The following is an 18056-nucleotide window of genomic DNA, read 5'->3' as shown; positions in this document are numbered from 1 at the left end:
CAAACCAGAGCCGACCATGAGCACGATGCCGTCCATTCTCCCGAAGCCCCGCAGCGCCGCGCGCGCGGCCGACTTCGTGGCGTTCGTCGCCGACAAGGCCACGGAGCAGGTGCTGAAGAACTACGTGCTCGAACAGGCGATGCCGCACACGTACATCGCGGTAGGCACGATCGACGACGCGATCGCCCATCTGGCGAAGCTCGACCGCTCGCCGCAGTTCCTGCTGGTCGATCTGCAAGGCTGCGTGATGCCGCTCTCGGATCTGGGGCGGCTTGCCGAAGTGTGCGAGCCCTCGGTGCAGGTGATAACGCTCGGCGAGCGCAACGACGTAGGCCTTTTCCGCAGCCTGCTCAAGATCGGCGTGCGGGACTATCTGGTCAAGCCGCTCACGGTGGAGCTCATCAAGCGCACGGTGAACGTGACCGACGGCGTGGTGAATCAGGTCATGCTGGCGCGTGCCGGCAAGGCCATCGCGTTCGCGGGCACCCGCGGCGGCGTCGGCGTCACCACCGTTGCGCTCAACGTGGCGCGGCATCTTGCCGAAGAGACGCACCGGCGCATTGCCTATGTCGATCTCGACCTCTACAGCGGCGCGGCGAACTGCATGCTGGGCGCGCAGAGCAACAACGGTCTCTTCGACGTACTCCAGAACGTGCACCGCATCGATCCGCAATATGTGGAACGCACGCTGGTCCCGCACGGCACACGGCTCTTCATGCTGTCGGCCGAACTCGACTACGGCGCGCCGCATCCTTACGAGCCCGGCGCGCTCGCGCGTCTGCTCGCATTGCTGTGCGACAGCTTCCACTACGTGATTCTCGACGTGGCGGCCCCGGCGGATGCGCTCGGCAACGAGGCCTTCGATCACGCCTCGCGCGTGTATCTGGTCGCCGACCGCTCGGTGCACTCCACGCGCGAGGCCGTGCGCCTGCTGCGCTTCGTGGAAGACCGCGACAACAATCCCATCACATCGCTGCTCGTCAACAACGTTTCGCCGGCGGGCGCCGGCAAGGTGGAACTCGCTGACTTCACGGCCGCCGTGGGCCGTTCGGTGCTGCACGAGATTCCGTATGAGGCGAAGGCGGTGGCCGTGGCCGAAAATCTGGGCGAGTCGCCGCGCGAGCGCGCGCCCAACGGCTTCAACCAGACGGTGCGGCGCATCGCAAGCGACCTCACGGGCCAGCGTCCCGCCGAAGCACCGAAGCGCGTGCCGCGCTTTCGCCTCTTGAGGAAACGCTGATGTTCGGCCAGAAGAAGCGCGTACCGGAGTTCGAAGAGAGCGGGGCGGGCGGCGCGAGCGCCGCGTCCGCGCCGCCGCTCGCGGAACTGCTCGCCGTTCGCGAGATGCAGCCGGTGCGTTCGGCGCAGGCCGAAAACGCCGAATCGCTGGTGCGTTCCGATCTCTTTCGCGTGATTCGCAACGGCGTGTTCTCGTCGATGAACGCATCGGCCGCCGTCGGCAAGACGCGCGAGCAGATGAAGCCCGGCGTCGAGCAACTGGTGCTCGAAATTGCGGAGCGCGAGCATCTGAACATGACGATGGCCGAGCAGACGCAGATCGTCGACGAACTGCTCAACGACATGTTCGGCCTTGGCCCCATCGAGCCGCTGCTTGCCGACGAAAGCGTGACCGACATACTCGTGAACGGCCCCGACCAGGTCTACGTGGAGCGGCATGGGCGGCTCGAACTCACGACATGCAAGTTCCGCGACAACGCGCACGTGATCAACGTGGCACAGCGCATTGCCGCGGGCGTGGGCCGCCGTGTGGACGAGAGCAGCCCGATGGTGGATGCGCGCCTCGCCGACGGCAGCCGCGTGAACGTGGTGCTCCCGCCGCTGGCCATTCGTGGCGCCTCCATCTCCATCCGCAAATTTTCGAAGCGCAACATCACGCTGCATCGCATGACGCAGCAGGGCAATCTTTCCGCCGCCATGGCGACGGTGCTCAAGATCGCGAGCACGTGCCGCCTCAACGTGCTCGTGTCGGGCGGCACGGGCTCGGGCAAGACGACGCTGCTCAATGCGCTCTCGCACTTCATCGATGCGGGCGAGCGCGTGGTCACCATCGAAGACGCCGCCGAACTCCAGCTCGTGCAGCCGCACGTGGTGAGTCTCGAAACGCGGCCCGAAAATACCGAGGGTCTCGGCGCCGTGGCGCAGCGCGATCTCGTGCGCAACGCGCTGCGGATGCGCCCGGACCGCATCATCCTTGGCGAAACGCGCGGCCCCGAAGCGTTCGACGTGCTGCAGGCCATGAACACGGGCCACGACGGCTCCATGACGACGATCCACGCGAACTCGCCGCGCGACGGCGTAACGCGTCTTGAAAGCATGGTGATGATGGCCAACGGCAACCTGCCGCTCTTCTCCATTCGCCGCCAGATTGCGAGCGCGGTGCACATGATCGTGCAGATCGAGCGCATGCGCGACGGCATGCGGCGCGTCACGCGCATCACGGAACTGGTCGGCATGGAAGGCGACGTCATCATCACGCAGGACCTGTTCACGTTCCGCTACGACGCAAGCGCCTACAGCGAGGAAGTGAAAGGCGAGTTCGAGTGCGCGCCCGTACGCCCGGCCTTTGCGCCGCGCGCCGCGTACTACGGGCTCGAAGAGCAGTTGCTGGAAGCCATGAAGCCATGAATACCATCGACCTCGTCACCGTTGCGACGTTCGGCATCGCCACCGTGAGCGGGGTGATGTGGCTGATCGTGCAGGACATGCGCCGCAAGCTGCCCGCCGCGCGCATTCACGCCCGCATGGAAACGGCCTTCGACCTCGCGCAGCGCGCGAAGAAGGCCGACGGCAAGGCGCGCCGGCAGCATGCGGATCTCTTCAAGGTGGAACGCTACGAGAGCGCATGGGCGCGCTGGACGGCGCCGAAGCTGGCGCGTCTGCGCACCGTGGCGGGCAAGCGCGGTCTCAAGATCGTGGTGGGTGTGGCGTTCGCGGCCGAGATGGTGGCCGTGGTGATGCTCGCATTCATGCCGCTGCCGGGCTTCGTCGCGACAATCCTGCCTGTCGCGCTGCCCGTGTTCGCCGCAATGAAGACTTACAGCTGGCTCGTGAACCGTTTCCGCCAGCGCTTTCTGGACGGCTTTCCCGACGTGATCGACCTGCTCGTGCGGGCGGTGCGCGCGGGCGTGCCCGTCACGCACGTTATCAGCACGGCGGCCGACGAAGTGGAAGAGCCGCTGCGCCAGGAGTTCAGGCTGATGGGCGACGCGCTGCAGGTGGGCCTCGACCTCGACGAAGTGCTGACCACGGCGGCGAGGCGCATCGCGGTCGCGGATTTCTCGTTCTTCTGCGTGTGCCTGAAGCTGCAACGCGAAACGGGCGGGCAACTGGGCGAAACGCTGGAGAACCTCGCGGGCATCGTGCGCAGCCGTCGCGAGATTCGCCAGAAGACGCGTGCGCTCACGGGCGAGGCGCGTATCACGACGCGCATTCTCACGGTGATTCCGCCGCTCATCCTGCTCTCGATGTTCCTCATCAACCGCAGCTATGTGATGGTGCTGTTCGAAACGCCGACCGGGACGAACATCCTCACCTATGCCGTGGTGTCGGTGGTGGTGGGCGTCGCACTGATCACGAAGATGTCGAAGCTGAACACGATGCGATGAGCCCGAACCACACCGAAACGCTCGTCAACCTGCTCATGCTGCTGGCGCTCTTCGGCGCGCTCGCGCTGTGGTGGGTGCGCAAGCATGGCGGGCTGCGCGGACGTATCGCGGAGCGCGTACGTCAGGCCGCGCTCTCGCAGCGCGCGCAGCGCGTGCACACCGACGAGACCGACGACGAAGCCAGCTGGCGCACGCGGCTCGCGCACCGGCTGGCCCGCATCGGCGACCGTCTGCCGTTCTTCGACGTGGCGTACCGCGCGAAACTGCAGAAGGAAATGCTGCGCGGCGGGTATCGCAGCCGTCACGCGGTGTCCGTGCTGCTTGCACTGAAGTTCGTCATGGCGCTTTCGTGCGCGACGCTTGCCGTGATGCTCGGCTCGCATGTGCCGAACGTGGGCCACTATCCCGCGGTGCGTGGGTCGATGATGCTGATCGCGTTCGTGGTCGGACAGGTGTTGCCCGAATACGTGCTCGCGTTCACCACCTCGCGGCGCCGCCGGCTCATGGCGACCTACCTGCCCGACGCGCTCGATCTGCTCGTGATCTGCACGAACGCGGGCAACAGTCTGGCCGTGAGCATCCGGCGCGTGGCGGACGAACTCGCCGACATCTGCGCGCCGCTTTCCGACGAGTTCTCGCTCACGGCGGACGAACTGCAACTCTCCGGCGACAACACCCGCGCATTGCAGGGGCTTGCCGACCGCATCGATCTGCCCTCCATTCGCGCGCTGATCTCCACGCTGATCCAGGCCATGCGCTACGGCACGCCCATTACGCACGCGCTGCGCACGCTGTCGCGCGCCGAGCGGCTCACGCATCTCGTCACGCTCGAAGAAAAGGCCGCCAAACTCGCGCCGAAGATGGTGGTGCCGATGATGATCTTCATTCTGCCGGCCGTCGTGGTGATTGCAGCGGGGCCGTCCGTCATTCAACTCATCGCGCTCATGGCATCGCAATGAAAACCGATCTCTTTTTCCGCGTGACGGTGCTCGTCTGCGTGCTGACCACCGCAGCCTGCACGACCACCGTGACGCAGCACGCCACCGACATCCGTCCGCTCGAACCGCGCGGCACGCCTTCCACGGCGAGCGAGTTGCGCATTGCCGAGACGGCGCTCGAATCGGGCAACCTCGATATGGCCACGACGATCTACAGCCGCATCGTGAAGGCCGACGAGAATTCGGTGCCGGGCCTCACGGGTCTTGGCAACACGCTCTATGCCGTGGGCGATTTCACGCGCGCGGGCGTGTATTTTCAGAAGGCGAGCCAGATCGAGCCGGACAATACGGCGCCGCTCATCGGCATGGCGCGCGTGGCGATGCATCAGCGGCGTCTTGCCGATGCCGCGGCGACTTACCATCGCGTGCTCGCGCTCAAGCCGAACGATGCGCTCGCGAGTGCGGGACTCGGGGCCGCGCTCGACCTGGCCGGCGATCACGCGGGCGCGCAAGACGTGCTGCGCGCCGCGCTCAAGGCGAACCCGGGCGACCCGATGCTGGCCGTGAATCTGGGGCTCTCGCTCGTGCTGAGCGGGCACCCGCGCGAAGGTGCCAACGTGCTGCTCGACGTGACGCGGTTTCCTTCGGCGCCGCCGCAGGCCCGCGAAGACCTCGCGCTGGCCTACGGCCTGCTCGGCAACACCGAGGCCGCCGCCGAACTGCTCGGCCAGGACCTGCCCAAGGCCTCCGTGGACGATAATCTGCGCTATTACGCGCTGCAGCGGGCGCGGCTCATGGGGGCTTCGGCGCCATCGTCCATGTCTGCACCCATGTCTGCGCCAACGGCCACGAAGGTAGGGACGGGAAAGGAATCGGCGGTGAGTGCGCTTCCGGCGGCCGTGACGCAGGCGGCCAACGGCCCGCTTGCGCAATGACGCCACACGCGACGAGTCACAGGGCAGGGTGAAGCGATCATGAAAACGACGACGTCAATACCGCTGCCGACGGTAGCCGAGGCCGGGCAGGGTGGCGCGCCAGAGGCGCCGGCAACGGGCCTGGACTTCCTGAACCCGGAGCACGCGGGCGAGGCCATTGCAGCGACGGCAGCGGATCTCAAGCCGCCCCTCACACCGGGCCGGTTCGCTACCGAAATCGCGGTGCGGCTCGGCGCCGTGCTGATGTTCTCGATGTTCGTTTCCTCGGCGCTGCACCAGTTCTATCGCGACCCCACGCGGCTCACGCTGATGCTGCTCGTCGTGTCTGAGGCGATCACGCTCGCGCTCGCCGTCTGCACGCGCGTGCCGCGCGAGCGCGACTGGCATCCGCTCACCGTGGTGATCTCGACCTGCGCGAGCTTCTACTTCGTGGCGTTCCAGTTGGCACCGGGCTCGCGCGTGCTGCCTGAAACCGTCGCGGCGGGCCTGCAGATCGCCGGCATGGCCCTGCAGATCAGCGCGAAGCTCACGCTGCGCCGCTCGTACGGCATCCTGCCCGCCAACCGCGGCGTCGTGGTGCGCGGGCCGTACCGCGTGCTGCGTCACCCCATTTATGTGGGGTACTTCATCACCAACGTGGGTTTTCTTGCGGCGAACTTCGGCGTGCGCAACCTGCTCATCCTCGTTTCGCTGTGGGCGTTGCAGGGGTATCGCGTACTGCGCGAGGAAAAGATGCTGCTCAAGGACCCGGCCTATCGCGACTACGCGCGGCGCGTGCGGTATCGCGTGATGCCGGGCCTGTTCTGAGACACAGCAGTCTGCCCGAACGCCTACTGACTCAGCACCACCTCGGTAAAGCCGCTTCCGCTGCCGCCGGTCGTCTGGCACTGCATGGCGAAGAAGTTGTTCTTGTACTGGCAGTCTTCGCCATAACCCGGCCCGTTCGAACTGGTCGCGGAGCAGTGGCTGGAGGGGCCGTAATACTGTTCGCCCGGGCCCACGCCGCCTGCATCGTCCCACCAGTACACCGCCGCAGGCGCGATGTTCGAGCCGCCGCTCTGAAGGGCCGAGAGTTGCGCGCAGGTGGGCGCCGAGTAGCTGCCGCCGCCCGTGGTCGGCGCGAAGCATTTGGTGAGCGCCGCGGCGGGCGCTGAACTCGAATTCGAGAGCCCGCCGAGGTAGCTCGGCGTGACACCCGTCTGCACGTAGAGCACGCAGTTGGGGGTGGACGATGAACTCGACGTGAAATATTGGGTGCGGCAGTTGTAGGCCGTCGTGGTGGTGGCGCTCCAGCCGGAGCCCGACGTCGTGGACGACGACGTGCAGTTCGACTTGCCGGTGCTGGGCGCATTGATGCCGAGATAGGTGGAGAGGTTGTTGTACGACGACGAGGCGACCGGCACCGACCACGTCTGGCTGCCCACCGTCGCCGTGACGCCCGTGATGGCTCCGCCCGAGTTCTGCGTGACCGTGACGGTGTAGTTGTAGTTGGAGTTCTGCGTGGGCGGCTGCCCGTTCAGCAGCAGCGACGAATAGAACGTCTGCGTGCTCTTGTGCGGCGCGCCGTAGGAATTCGCACCCGTCACCGTCACGCCGCAGCCCGAGTTGCCCGTGTTGCCGTTGGTCTGGTTCACCATCGCCACGCCGAGCGGCTGGTTCGCGCTGATGGTGGGCAGTGCCTGACCCGAGGGCAGGGAGCCGCCGGTGCTGTTGCCGATCTCGTAGTAATTGCCGCTGGAACCCGTGGACCACGTGGGCACGGAGCCGAAGTCATAGCCGGAGCCGCTCGCGTTCTTCGGCACCTGGTACAGGTAGACGGCGTTGCCGTCGCAGGCCACGGAATTGACGTTGGTGAAACCGAGCTTTGCGGAGACCACCGGATCGCTCGCGGTGCCGGTGGCCGTCATCGAGACCGAGGGCAGCAGCATCGAAAGCAGCGTGGTGGAGACGGTCGCGTTGGCCGAAACCGTGACGGTGTAGGCGACGGCCGTGCCGAGCGCCGGGTTGATGGTGCCGTTTGCGTTGGTGGTGACGGTGGGCGCGCCGGCCTTCATGGTGGCGGGCAGAATCGCGCGATTGAAGTAGTTGGCGGCAACCGTCGCGGCATTCGCGCCCTGGTCCGAGGTCGTGAAGACGCTCGCGCCCGCGAGCGCCGCTTCGTCCACGGCGTTCTGCAGAACCGCGCGGCACTGCACCATGCGCGCGTAATCCACCACGAGGCCGAAGATCAGCATCATGGGGATCAGCAGCAGCGCGAATGTGACGGCGATGGAGCCCGAGTCGTCCGCGGCGGCGCCGAAGGGGTTGCGCGCCGTGCGCGGCAAGCGAGTGCGCACGGGGTTTCTGGCGGCCCACAGTCGGCCCGAAGGGGCTGACGTGACTGATGCGGCTAACGTGGTCAACGTGGCGGACGGCATGCGGGAGTCCTCAGGAGCAGGGCGCCGCGCACGCGATCGTGCCCGTGATGCGCGGCCGGGCGAAGGCGGTTTGCGTGAGCGTGAACGCAGACGGAATCAGGTATTGGATCGGCGAGCTGTACTGATACGTCACCTGCACGACGATCACGCTGTCGCCGGGCGTACCCGCGTTAGGCACCAGATTCGTGGGCGATGCGACCAGTGTTTTCGCGGTGGCACCGAGCGCCGTGGCCGTCACGATGCAGGCGTGGTCGCTTTCCCAGTCCACCGTGACACCCGTGGCGGTATAGTTCGTCACGCTCGCAATGGCCGCTGAAAACGAGCCTGCGCCCGATGTCGCACTGGCGGGGAACGGGTTCATCATCAGGCGGCCCGCTGCGCAGAAGTTGCCGAGGCTGCCCGTGGTGCCGCCTGAAACACCTGCGGCCTGCTGTGAGACGAGATCGGCCATCGACGTCGCTGCATTCGCAAGCTGCATGTTCACGCGCGCGTATTGCCCGATTTCGTAGATGCCGAACAGCACGCCTGTCATGAGCGGCAGGATGAAGACGAACTCGAGCGCCGCCACCCCGCGCGTGTTGTGAAGCAGACCCTGCACGAAGCCGCCTGCGCGGCGCAGAACCGTGCGCATCAGTAGGGCTCCGTCTGGAAGGCGAGGGTGGAGGTGAGCATCGCGTTGCCCGAAAAGAACGCAGCGACCCACGGCATCTGATAACCGACTTCGAGAATCACGTCGTACTTCGGCGAGAGCGCCGCCTTGGTCTGCGTCATCACGCCGTTGGTGATGGTGGCGGGCACGAGTGTCTTGAAGCCGCTGCCCGCCGGTGTGCTCGAGGCGGCGGAGGCCACATAGATCTGGATATTCGACGAGCACGACGGTACAAGATTGAAGCCGCTCACGGTGAGGTCGTTGCAGACGGCGGTGGTCAGCGCGCTCGAATAACCGCCGGAACTGCCGGTGAACGTGCCGATGCGGATCAGCCGGGCGGCGTCGCGCGCGGCGTTGTCCATTAGCGACTGCGTCGTGAAGATCACGCCGAACTGGAACATGCCGATCACGACTGCGAGAAAGAGCGGGAGCACGATGGCGTACTCGATGGCGAAGTCGCCGCGGTCCTCCGAAGGCGCGGCGGCACGCGCGACGCTTGCGAGCAGCCGCACCGGCCGGGCATCGATGCGCGGCGAGCCAACAGCCGGCGCGGCAGCACGTCTGCGCGCGAGCGGTTGGGGATCGGGTCTCCTCATGAGCGACAAGCCTCGTGTCGGTGAGTCGGTGAATCGGTAAGTCTCTACCGGGAAGCACCGCGGGCGCCGCGGATGCTTCGCGCGGAGGCGATGCGGGCTTTTCCGGGTTTTATTTAGAAAAGCTAAAAGTCGGACGAATGCCGCACGCCGTATTTGCCACTTCGCTGCTTTGACGGTTTGCCGCTTCGGCGAATACGGCGGCTACGTTACGAATATCGGCACGCAAGAGCAGAGACTTGAGAGTGACTTGAGCCTGGCCACACCGTGAATTTGATCGGCGTCGAATTGCACTACGGCCTGTTTCCAATGTGAACAGGCGCAAGGCCGGCTACGCGAGCGGGAAGCCTTCGGCAAAACTCTCGCGCAGATAGTTCACGAAAAGGCTCACCGCGCGCGGCACGTGTGAGGTGTAGGGGCGCAGCACATAAAGCTGGTCGGCGAACGTGCCCGTAATACGCCACTCGGGCAGCACTTCCACGAGCTTGCCCGCTCGCACGGCCGCCTGGGCGGTGAAGTCGGGCAAAAGCGCGATACCCAGGTTGTCCAGCGCGGCATCGCGCAGCGTCTCGCTGTTGTTCGCGCAAAACGGCCCGCTCACGGGCAACGCGATCGTTTCGGCAACCTGCGGCGCAGCGGGTCTGGACGTCCCTTTCGCCGGCGTCTTCGCGGCGGCCCGACGCGTTGCCTTGTGCTCGAACGACCACATCGCCGGACCGGTGGAGCGAGGGTAGAACAGGCAATCGTGGCCGGCGAGGTCGGCCGGCACCGTCGGCGTGCCGCGGCGGCGCAGATACGCGCGGGTCGCCACGATCACCGAACGCGTTTCGCACAGCTTCCACGCGACGCATGTGTCGGGCGCGTCGGTGCTGTGACGGATGGCGAGATCGAACCCTTCGGCGGCGAGCGAAACGAGCCGGTCCGACACTTCGAGTTGAACCCGCACCTCAGGGTTTGCCCTTAGAAATGTGGGCAAACGCGGCACGAGTTGCTGCCGCGCAAACGCCACGGGTGCCGTCACGCGCAACAATCCGCGCGCGACGCCAGCCAGTTCGCGCACGCTCGCAAAGCTGGCCGCGATCTGCTCGTAGTGATGCCGCGTGTTCTCGACGAGTCGCTGCCCGGCCTCAGTGAGCCGCACGCTGCGCGTGGTGCGCTGCACGAGCGAAATGCCCGCGGCCCGCTCCAGTTCGGAAATGCGCTGGCTCATGGCCGCCTTGCTGACGCCGAGGCGCGCCGCGGCCGCCGTATAGCTGCCCTGTTCGGCCAGCATGGCGAGCCAGTGCAGATGGGTCCACAGACCTTCGATTTTTTCGATATCCATACGCTCATTGTTCACAATGGCAAACAACGCGTTCAACGATAGCACCTTTGCAGACGGCCCGGCTCTTCCTAAACTGACAGGCATCCCATTCCGTATGCACAGGAGCTCCTCATGCAGGCCTACAACGACAGCGCAGACGTCGGTCACTTCATTCATGGCGAGCGTGTTGCCGGCACCGGCAGCCGCACGCAGCCCGTCTTCAACCCGGCCACGGGCGCGCGGGCCCGCAAGCTGCTGCTGGGTGAAGCCGCGGACGTGGAAGCCGCCGTCGCGAGCGCCAGGGCGGCCTTTCCGAAGTGGAGCGATACGCCGCCCATTCGCCGCGCGCGCGTCATGCTGCGCTTTCTCGAACTCATGAACCAGCATCGCGACGAGCTTGCCGCCATCATCACGGCCGAGCACGGCAAGGTGTTCTCGGATGCGCAGGGCGAAGTGTCGCGCGGCATCGACGTCATCGAATTCGCATGCGGCATTCCGCAACTGCTCAAGGGCGACTACACGGAGCAGGTTTCCACCGGCATCGACAACTGGACCGTGCGCCAGCCGCTCGGCGTGGTGGCCGGCATCACGCCGTTCAACTTCCCGTGCATGGTGCCGTGCTGGATGTTCCCGGTCGCGATCGCGTCGGGCAACACGTTCGTGCTGAAGCCGAGCGAGCGCGACCCTTCGGCGTCGCTCTTCATGGCCGGCCTGCTGAAGGAGGCCGGCCTGCCCGACGGCGTGTTCAACGTCGTGCAGGGCGACAAGGTGGTGGTCGACGCGCTGCTCACGCACCGCGACGTGAAGGCGGTGAGCTTTGTCGGTTCGACGCCGATTGCGAGCTACATCTACGAGACCGGCGCGCGGCTCGGCAAGCGTGTGCAGGCGCTCGGCGGGGCGAAGAACCATCTCGTGGTGATGCCGGACGCCGACATCGACCAGGCGGTGGATGCGCTGATCGGCGCCGCCTACGGTTCTGCGGGCGAACGCTGCATGGCGATCTCGGTGGCGGTGCTGGTGGGCGACGTGGCTGACAAGATCGTGCCGGCACTCGCCGAACGCGCGCGCACGCTGCGCATCGGCAACGGCATGGAGGCCGATGCGGAGATGGGGCCTGTCGTCACGCGTGAGGCGCTGCAGCGCATTGAAGGCTACATCGGGCTCGGCGTGGAAGAGGGGGCAAAACTCGTGGTGGACGGCCGCGGCCTCAAGGTGCCGGGTCACGAAGATGGCTTCTTCACGGGCGGCACGCTGTTCGACCACGTCACGCCGCAGATGCGCATCTACAAGGAAGAAATCTTCGGGCCGGTGCTCGCATGCGTGCGCGTGAAGGACTTCGGTGAAGCGGTCGATCTCATCAATGCGCACGAGTTCGGCAACGGCGTGGCGTGCTTCACGCGCGACGGCAACGTGGCCCGCGAGTTCGGCCGCCGTATCGAAGTGGGCATGGTGGGCATCAACGTGCCGATTCCGGTGCCCATGGCATGGCACGGCTTCGGCGGCTGGAAGCGCAGCCTGTTCGGCGACATGCACGCATACGGCGAAGAGGGGGTGCGCTTCTACACGAAGCAGAAGTCGATCATGCAGCGCTGGCCCGAGAGCATCGCAAAGGGCGCGGAATTCGCCATGCCCACGGCGAAGTAAGGCCGCTCTCGCGGGGTCCTTTCCGACATTGCCGACAGGAACCCCTGTCTTGCCGGGGGGTGCCGTCGCCGTCGATGCCTTGCCCGCCCCGATGGCGACGGGCAAGGCATGCATGCGCTTGCCGCAGTATGCTTGCCCGCTGTACCCATCACGTTTGGTCAAAAGGAGGGCGACATGACCCAGCAAGGAGAGGCGCGCGCATTGCTGCGTCGGCTCGGCATCGACAAACCCATCGTGCTCGCGCCCATGGCCGGCGTCGGTACGCCGGCGCTTGCGGCGGCGGTATCGAACGCGGGCGGCCTCGGCTCCATCGGCGTAGGCGCGATGAACGCGCAGGCCGCACGCAAGGCGATTCGCGACACACGCGAACTCACCGCGAGGCCGTTCAACGTCAACGTGTTCTGCCATCGGCCGGCCATTGCCAACGCCGCTGTGGAGCGGCAATGGCTCGAGTGGCTCGCGCCCGTGTTCCAGCGCTACGGCGCAGAGCCGCCAGCGAACCTCAGTGAGATCTATACGAGCTTCGTCGCGGACCCCGCGATGCTTGCCGTGTTCCTCGACGAAAAGCCCGCGGTGGTGAGCTTCCACTTTGGCCTGCCGCCCGCCGACGTCATCGCGAAGCTGCGCGCGGCCGGCATCCGGCTGCTCGCGAGCGCGACCAATCTCGATGAAGCCGCCCAGGTCGCGAATGCCGGCGTGGACGCAATCGTGGCACAGGGCATCGAGGCCGGCGGCCATCGCGGTGTGTTCGATCCGGCCGCACGCGACGACCAGTTGGGCACGTTCGCGCTGACCCGGTTGCTTACGCGCGAATTCGATCTGCCTGTGATCGCGGCGGGCGGCATCATGGATGGCGCCGGCATCGCCGCGGCCTTGGCGCTCGGCGCGCAGGCGGCACAACTGGGCACGGCGTTCGTTGCGTGTCCCGAAACGTCGATCGACGAAGGCTACCGTCGCGCGATTCTGGGCGACGCCGCGCGGCACACCACGCTCACGCAGGCTATCTCGGGCCGCGCGGCGCGCGCCATGCTGAACCGCTTCACGGAACTCGGCAGTGCTCCTGCGGCACCCGCCACGCCCGATTACCCGATCGCCTACGACGCCGGCAAAGCGCTGCACGCGGCGGCGAAAACAAAGGGCGAATTCGGTTATGGCGCGCAATGGGCGGGCCAGGCCGCGGCGCTCGCGCGCGAGATGCCGGCCGCCGAACTCATGGCGCAGCTCGAAGTGGAACTCAAGGAGACGATCGGGCGCTTGCAGGGGCTTGCGTAGGACGAGTGGCAAGGGCGGTCCGCCGCGTGGCAGCGCACGCAATCGTCAAAGATGGTCAAGTCAGGCGAGTCACGGGCGGGCAGCGTCAACCCGAAGGATTGCAGAACGTTTTCAGTCGGCAGGCGGCGAGGGGATTCGCCTCCGTGAAAACATCTCGTCTCAGGGAAACGTCATGAAGAAATCGCACCTGCTGATGCTCGCCAGCGCCGCCGCAGCCGGTTTTTCGCTCGCGGCTCATGCCGTGGAAATCGGCGTCAACGTCGGCTTGCCCGGCGCGGTGGTGACGGCGCCCGCGCCAGTCGCGGTCGTCTCGCCGGGCTGGTACGGCGATCGCTATTACGACGGCAGCCGCTACTGGAGCCGCGACGACTGGAATGCGCATCAGCGCCATGGCAAGGACCATCGCCATTGCCCGCCCGGCCACGCGAAGAAGGGCGAGTGCTGAGCCCATGCCGGTGCGCAAGGCCATCGCCGCGGTGCTGCTAGCAGCCGCCTTGCTTGCGCAGGGCGGCTGCGGCATTTTCGGCTGCGGCGGCGCAGCGACCAACGGCGCCGCGTTTGGCGGCTGCCACGCCGGCACGCGCTTCTAGCGGCCGGTCTCCTTCATGTCTGGAGCGGCGCATCGATTTGCATCGATTGGCATCCATTTCGCGCCGATTCGGGCGCGCCTGACAGGACCTCCATGCCCAAACGCTTCATTTGCCTGTTCTCGGCCTGTGCCGCCATGAGTCTCGTCGCCGGCTGCGACGAGCGGAAGGTGGCCGACGTGGTCAACGCCATCAAGCCCGACCCGATGGCATTCGGCCATCTCCAGCCCGGCGTGTCCACCGTCGACGACGTGCGCCGCGACGCCGGCAAACCCGAAATCGTCTGGCAAAACGACGACGGCTCGATGCGGCTCGAATATCCGCGCGGACCCAACGGCACGCACACGTACATGCTCGACTTCGATGCCAACGGCCGGCTCGTCGCGATCACCCAGGCGCTGAGCGCCGCCAACATCGCGCGCGTGGTGCCGGGCATGACGAAGGACGACGTGCGGCGCCTGCTCGGCAAGCCCGCCCAGGTGGCGCAGTACGCGCTGAGCCAGGAAGAGGTGTGGAGCTGGCATTGGGACGAGGGCGGCGTGTCGCCGGATGCCATGTTCAACGCGCATTTCTCGCCCGACGGCGTAGTCGTGAAGACCTCGCGCTCCGAGGCGCCGGGGCATGAAAAACCGTAAGGCATCGAGATAGCCAGTAAGGCAAAGTCGAAGTTATCCCCATATAAACCCTCAATTGCAGGGAAAACCCCAGTCGTAAAGGGCACGATCCAGCCAGGATTTCTCTTCAGTCCGCGCAGCGAAAGACCGTAATACAGTGCAGCGTCTGTCGATGGTCGTTTTCTGACGCAGAAGCAGGCGCAAGTGACGGTCCATCCGTCGGTGATGCAACCTCACGTGAAACCACCATGCGCACACTCGGCTTCAAGCAGAAACTCTGGCTGCCCCTCATCGCAAGTCTCGCGGCACTGCTCGTCATTTCAGTGTCCGCGGCCTATCTCTCGTACGAGACGCGCCTTGGAGAGCGCAAGGTCGATCTCGTCAACAGTGCGCAAATCGGCCTCTCCATCGTGAAGGAGTACGCCGCGCTCGCGCACGACGGCAAGTTGAGCGAAGACGATGCGCGCAAACAGGCGCTCGAGCGACTGCGCGGCGTCCGCTACGGCAGCGACGGCTACTTCCTCGTGCTCGATGGGAACGCGCGGATGGTCATGCACCCCATGAAGCCGAAAACCGAAGGCTCCGATCTTTCCAAAGTGACAGACGCCGACGGCCGGCATCACTACGTCACGTTCGTGCAGGTCGCAACGGGGCCGCAAGGCGCGGGCTTCGCCGATTACGTGTTTCCCCGCCCGGGCGTGAAGCCGGCGAAGGCCGTGCCGAAGCTCGGCTACGTGCTGCGCTACGAACCCTGGAACTGGATTCTCTCCACGGGCGCGTACCTGGACGACATCAAGGACAGTTTCTACACCTCGCTCTATGTGACGGTCGGCCTGTTCCTCGCCGTATCCGCAGTGCTCGGACTGCTGGTTGCGCTCATCAATCGCAGCATCGAACGCACGATAGGCGGTGACCCGGTTCACGCGATGCAGGTCACGCACGAGATTGCGTCCGGCAACCTGACGGTGGCCGTCGAAACACGCAGCGGCGATACGTCGAGCCTCATGCAGGGCATTCGCGCCATGCGCGAGGCGCTGGGCGGCACCGTAAAGCACATCCGGCGCGCGGCGGAAACGATCACCGTGGCCACCGGCGAAATTGCGAGCGGCAACCTGGACCTCTCGGCGCGCACCGAAGAACAGGCGGCATCGCTCCAGGAGACCGCCGCGAGCCTCACGCAACTGACGCAGACCGTGAAGCACAACGCCGACAACGCGCGCGAGGCGAACGCGTTGGCCGCGCGCGCCACGGACATCACGGGCGCCGGCAACACCGCGGTGCACCACATGGTGGACACGATCGAGCGGATCAACAGCAGCTCCGCGAAGATTTCCGAGATCACGGGTGTGATCGAAGGCATCGCGTTTCAGACCAACATTCTTGCGCTCAACGCAGCCGTGGAAGCGGCGCGCGCCGGCGAAGACGGGCGCGGCTTCGCCGTGGTGGCGGGCGAGGTGCGCAACCTCGCGCAGCGCTCGGCATCGGCGGCCAAGGAGATCAAGGAACTGATCGGTTCCTCCGTAGCCATGATTCGCGACGGTGCGACCCAGGCCACTGAAGTGGGCACGACCATGGATCAGATCAAGCTTGCCATCAAGCAGGTGTCGGACATCGTGGGCGAGATTGCTTCGGCATCCGAAGAACAGAGCCGCGGCATCGAGCAGGTGAGCCTCGCCGTCACGCAGATGGACGAGGTCACGCAACGCAATGCCGCGCTCGTGGAAGAGGCCGCGGCTGCCGCGCAGTCGCTCGAAGAACAGGCGACGTCGCTGAAGGATGCGGTGGCGGCGTTCAATGTAGGGGACGGGCAGTGAGGGTAGTTGCCCGCGTCGGCTTGCTGCTTCCCCGTGCCGGAGTGGCTGATTCAGTCAAACGGGGTGCGGGGGAAGGGCGCGCGAGTGCCTGATCGGCCGCGGCAAGACGCGCGGCGGGTCTTCAAAGGCGAAACGCAGCTTTTAGCCGGGCTGCAGCGCGACGAATGCACTTACGACGTCGGGATCGAAATGCGTTCCGGAACTGGCCACAATCAGGTCGACCGCGCTGCCGGCCGACATGGCGTCGTGGTATGGGCGCGTCATGGTCAACGCATCGAAGCAATCGGCGACGGCAATGATTCTCGACCAGAACGGAATATCGGCTGCCTTCAATCCGGACGGATAGCCGGTTCCGTCGTACCGCTCATGATGATGAAGCACTGCGTCGGCAATCAGCGCGTTGGCGGCGCCTTGCGGATTCTGCGAGCACAGAATCCGCTCGCCGATGGCGCTATGGGCCTGAATCACCTGGAATTCCGTGTCGTCGAGCGCGCCGGGCTTGAACAGCACCTTGTCCGGAATGGCGATTTTCCCGATGTCGTGTGCGAATCCCGCTTCGCGCAGCATGACGAGATCGGCATCGCGCACGCCCAATGCGTGCCCCAGCGATTCGGCGAGCAAACCCACCCGCAGGCAATGCCCGGATGTGTCGCCGTCCCGTTCGTCTAGCGCGACGAGCAGTGCCCGGTTCACATGGGAACATTCCAGATTAGCGGCAAGAGGCATGGTATTCGACATTGCAGTCCTACACTTCAGTTCATCATGATTGTTCGACCTGTCGCGGTTCAAGCTGTCGCGTCGCCGCGGCCCGGACGGCCGTCACTGAACAACTGCCCCTGGGCCGGTGGGCTTTGCAGCCGGTTGCGGCTGCGTACGGGAAGACGGATAGGTCATATATCACAGGTTGCGCGACGGAAACATCGGCGCGGCACGAAAGCAGATTTCGGTGGCCGTTAGCCGGCGGACGGGCCGCGTACGATGGGCCGAATAGCGGACGCCCAAACTGTCGCCAGTGTCGCTGGATGCATTGCCGGCTTCGAGGCTCCATGGGGAATCGGTAAGCATACCGAGGTCAAAACACGACATCTGAACTTTGGACTAACATTGATGTCGAGGCCAGATTCAAATGTCGGGACTCTGGCTAGATAGAAATGTCCGGTTTGAGCGTGGTGTTGGTCCTGTTTCTTTTTATGTTTCGGGGTTGGGGCGGCGCAGCCGCCCCCCGTCCCCCTTTTCTTTCACGCTGACTCCGAGAATGGCCTGGTTCAGGTCAGCAACCTCGATTGCACGCTGTTTCTTCAGCCCAAGCAGTGCTTTCTTCGCCCGGACTGCTTCGCCAATATGCGTTCGTGACGGCGAGCCCGCCGCGCGTCGATCGTCACGTATCTCCTGTATCGAGCGGGCCACGGCAAGCGCATGCGAGAGGCGCTTGTTGTCGATCTCGGCGCCCTGGTCGATCCGCGCAATGCGGTCGTATTCCGTGTACGGCAACACGATGCCGTCAGCCTGAATCTCGATCCTTCCGTCTGGATACTCGGAGCTATCGTTGAAAGTGGTGTACGCGGCGTAGGGAAGAGGCAGGAGAAGGCGGTGGCGATTGAAGGAGAATGTTGCTTCTCACGGTAACACTTCCACAATCGAACTCCACCACCATGGCGAAACAT

18 protein-coding genes are annotated in these 18056 nt (G+C 65.5%); 12 read left to right on the top strand and 6 right to left on the bottom strand.

From position 1 onward, the window contains the following. The first annotated feature begins 16 nt into the window (after positions 1–16). The 6 genes from PKKP23_RS13520 to PKKP23_RS13495 are packed head-to-tail and all read left to right on the top strand — an operon-like array spanning position 17 to position 6306. Positions 17–1240, top strand: coding sequence for a CpaE/TadZ family protein (locus PKKP23_RS13520; protein ID WP_126877279.1), 1224 nt, complete (start codon positions 17–19; stop codon positions 1238–1240). After that, positions 1240–2646 carry a TadA family conjugal transfer-associated ATPase gene (locus PKKP23_RS13515; protein ID WP_017773938.1) on the top strand — a complete coding sequence of 469 codons (1407 nt, stop codon included), beginning with the start codon at positions 1240–1242 and terminating at the stop codon, positions 2644–2646. Before PKKP23_RS13520 ends, PKKP23_RS13515 begins: the two co-directional genes overlap by 1 nt. Next, positions 2643–3626, top strand: a complete 984-nt coding sequence (locus PKKP23_RS13510; RefSeq protein ID WP_126877278.1) for a type II secretion system F family protein — start codon at positions 2643–2645, stop codon at positions 3624–3626. Before PKKP23_RS13515 ends, PKKP23_RS13510 begins: the two co-directional genes overlap by 4 nt. Further along, positions 3623–4585, top strand: a complete 963-nt coding sequence (locus PKKP23_RS13505; RefSeq protein ID WP_017773940.1) for a type II secretion system F family protein — start codon at positions 3623–3625, stop codon at positions 4583–4585. The genes PKKP23_RS13510 and PKKP23_RS13505 overlap by 4 nt, the downstream gene beginning before the upstream one ends. After that, positions 4582–5499 carry a tetratricopeptide repeat protein gene (locus tag PKKP23_RS13500; protein WP_126877277.1) on the top strand — a complete coding sequence of 306 codons (918 nt, stop codon included), beginning with the start codon at positions 4582–4584 and terminating at the stop codon, positions 5497–5499. Before PKKP23_RS13505 ends, PKKP23_RS13500 begins: the two co-directional genes overlap by 4 nt. A gap of 39 nt (positions 5500–5538) precedes the next feature. Next, positions 5539–6306 (top strand): methyltransferase family protein, encoded by a 768-nt coding sequence (locus tag PKKP23_RS13495; protein WP_240658992.1) that lies wholly within the window; start codon positions 5539–5541, stop codon positions 6304–6306. Between the two features lie 23 nt (positions 6307–6329). On the opposite strand, the gene PKKP23_RS13490 is transcribed toward PKKP23_RS13495, so the two are convergent. The 4 genes from PKKP23_RS13490 to PKKP23_RS13475 all read right to left on the bottom strand — a co-directional run bounded on the left by PKKP23_RS13490 (position 6330) and on the right by PKKP23_RS13475 (position 10482). After that, positions 6330–7835, bottom strand: coding sequence for a TadE/TadG family type IV pilus assembly protein (locus PKKP23_RS13490; RefSeq protein ID WP_161978106.1), 1506 nt, complete (start codon positions 7833–7835; stop codon positions 6330–6332). 91 nt (positions 7836–7926) lie between these two features. Further along, the gene (locus tag PKKP23_RS13485; RefSeq protein ID WP_126877275.1) at positions 7927–8547 is read right to left on the bottom strand and encodes a TadE/TadG family type IV pilus assembly protein; all 621 of its coding nucleotides are present in this window, start codon (positions 8545–8547) and stop codon (positions 7927–7929) included. Continuing rightward, positions 8547–9161 carry a TadE/TadG family type IV pilus assembly protein gene (locus tag PKKP23_RS13480; protein ID WP_126877274.1) on the bottom strand — a complete coding sequence of 205 codons (615 nt, stop codon included), beginning with the start codon at positions 9159–9161 and terminating at the stop codon, positions 8547–8549. The genes PKKP23_RS13485 and PKKP23_RS13480 overlap by 1 nt, the downstream gene beginning before the upstream one ends. A 328-nt stretch (positions 9162–9489) precedes the next feature. After that, a complete protein-coding gene (locus PKKP23_RS13475; protein WP_126877273.1) occupies positions 9490–10482 on the bottom strand; it encodes a LysR family transcriptional regulator in 993 nt (330 codons plus the stop codon). A 111-nt stretch (positions 10483–10593) separates the two neighbouring features. Between PKKP23_RS13475 and PKKP23_RS13470 the strand changes: the two genes are divergently transcribed. The 6 genes from PKKP23_RS13470 to PKKP23_RS13445 all read left to right on the top strand — a co-directional run bounded on the left by PKKP23_RS13470 (position 10594) and on the right by PKKP23_RS13445 (position 16392). Then, positions 10594–12105: a CoA-acylating methylmalonate-semialdehyde dehydrogenase gene (locus tag PKKP23_RS13470; RefSeq protein ID WP_017773946.1), complete on the top strand. Its 1512-nt coding sequence runs from the start codon at positions 10594–10596 to the stop codon at positions 12103–12105. A gap of 174 nt (positions 12106–12279) precedes the next feature. Beyond that, positions 12280–13377: an NAD(P)H-dependent flavin oxidoreductase gene (locus PKKP23_RS13465; protein ID WP_126877272.1), complete on the top strand. Its 1098-nt coding sequence runs from the start codon at positions 12280–12282 to the stop codon at positions 13375–13377. Between the two features lie 172 nt (positions 13378–13549). After that, on the top strand, positions 13550–13822 hold the full coding sequence (locus PKKP23_RS13460; protein WP_042298775.1) for a hypothetical protein: 273 nt from the start codon (positions 13550–13552) through the stop codon (positions 13820–13822). A gap of 4 nt (positions 13823–13826) precedes the next feature. Beyond that, a complete protein-coding gene (locus PKKP23_RS34110; protein WP_017773949.1) occupies positions 13827–13967 on the top strand; it encodes a hypothetical protein in 141 nt (46 codons plus the stop codon). A 92-nt stretch (positions 13968–14059) separates the two neighbouring features. Continuing rightward, positions 14060–14599, top strand: a complete 540-nt coding sequence (locus PKKP23_RS13450; protein WP_126877270.1) for an outer membrane protein assembly factor BamE — start codon at positions 14060–14062, stop codon at positions 14597–14599. A 227-nt stretch (positions 14600–14826) separates the two neighbouring features. After that, positions 14827–16392 carry a methyl-accepting chemotaxis protein gene (locus tag PKKP23_RS13445; RefSeq protein WP_126877269.1) on the top strand — a complete coding sequence of 522 codons (1566 nt, stop codon included), beginning with the start codon at positions 14827–14829 and terminating at the stop codon, positions 16390–16392. Positions 16393–16533: 141 nt separating this feature from the next. On the opposite strand, the gene PKKP23_RS13440 is transcribed toward PKKP23_RS13445, so the two are convergent. Both PKKP23_RS13440 and PKKP23_RS13435 read right to left on the bottom strand, forming a co-directional pair. Continuing rightward, the gene (locus PKKP23_RS13440; protein ID WP_240658990.1) at positions 16534–17181 is read right to left on the bottom strand and encodes an HD-GYP domain-containing protein; all 648 of its coding nucleotides are present in this window, start codon (positions 17179–17181) and stop codon (positions 16534–16536) included. A 399-nt stretch (positions 17182–17580) separates the two neighbouring features. Next, the gene (locus PKKP23_RS13435) at positions 17581–17886 is read right to left on the bottom strand and encodes a hypothetical protein (RefSeq protein ID WP_176048984.1); all 306 of its coding nucleotides are present in this window, start codon (positions 17884–17886) and stop codon (positions 17581–17583) included. Positions 17887–18056: the final 170 nt, after the last annotated feature.

Origin of the sequence: Paraburkholderia kururiensis JCM 10599 = LMG 19447 (assembly GCF_003986935.1) — a bacterium.
Lineage (GTDB): Bacteria > Pseudomonadota > Gammaproteobacteria > Burkholderiales > Burkholderiaceae > Paraburkholderia > Paraburkholderia kururiensis.
The sequence above is the reverse complement of the archived record's forward strand: the minus strand, read 5'-3'. Positions and strand labels throughout refer to the sequence as shown.

Excerpts from the sequence above, each read along its gene's own strand:
- PKKP23_RS13520 (WP_126877279.1), top strand. The coding sequence starts at position 17 with ATGAGCACGATGCCGTCCATTCTCCCGAAGCCCCGCAGCGCCGCGCGC.
- PKKP23_RS13515 (WP_017773938.1), top strand. The coding sequence starts at position 1,240 with ATGTTCGGCCAGAAGAAGCGCGTACCGGAGTTCGAAGAGAGCGGGGCG.
- PKKP23_RS13510 (WP_126877278.1), top strand. The coding sequence starts at position 2,643 with ATGAATACCATCGACCTCGTCACCGTTGCGACGTTCGGCATCGCCACC.
- PKKP23_RS13505 (WP_017773940.1), top strand. The coding sequence starts at position 3,623 with ATGAGCCCGAACCACACCGAAACGCTCGTCAACCTGCTCATGCTGCTG.
- PKKP23_RS13500 (WP_126877277.1), top strand. The coding sequence starts at position 4,582 with ATGAAAACCGATCTCTTTTTCCGCGTGACGGTGCTCGTCTGCGTGCTG.
- PKKP23_RS13495 (WP_240658992.1), top strand. The coding sequence starts at position 5,539 with ATGAAAACGACGACGTCAATACCGCTGCCGACGGTAGCCGAGGCCGGG.
- PKKP23_RS13485 (WP_126877275.1), bottom strand. The coding sequence starts at position 8,547 with ATGCGCACGGTTCTGCGCCGCGCAGGCGGCTTCGTGCAGGGTCTGCTT.
- PKKP23_RS13480 (WP_126877274.1), bottom strand. The coding sequence starts at position 9,161 with ATGAGGAGACCCGATCCCCAACCGCTCGCGCGCAGACGTGCTGCCGCG.
- PKKP23_RS13475 (WP_126877273.1), bottom strand. The coding sequence starts at position 10,482 with ATGGATATCGAAAAAATCGAAGGTCTGTGGACCCATCTGCACTGGCTC.
- PKKP23_RS13470 (WP_017773946.1), top strand. The coding sequence starts at position 10,594 with ATGCAGGCCTACAACGACAGCGCAGACGTCGGTCACTTCATTCATGGC.
- PKKP23_RS13465 (WP_126877272.1), top strand. The coding sequence starts at position 12,280 with ATGACCCAGCAAGGAGAGGCGCGCGCATTGCTGCGTCGGCTCGGCATC.
- PKKP23_RS13460 (WP_042298775.1), top strand. The coding sequence starts at position 13,550 with ATGAAGAAATCGCACCTGCTGATGCTCGCCAGCGCCGCCGCAGCCGGT.
- PKKP23_RS34110 (WP_017773949.1), top strand. The coding sequence starts at position 13,827 with ATGCCGGTGCGCAAGGCCATCGCCGCGGTGCTGCTAGCAGCCGCCTTG.
- PKKP23_RS13450 (WP_126877270.1), top strand. The coding sequence starts at position 14,060 with ATGCCCAAACGCTTCATTTGCCTGTTCTCGGCCTGTGCCGCCATGAGT.
- PKKP23_RS13445 (WP_126877269.1), top strand. The coding sequence starts at position 14,827 with ATGCGCACACTCGGCTTCAAGCAGAAACTCTGGCTGCCCCTCATCGCA.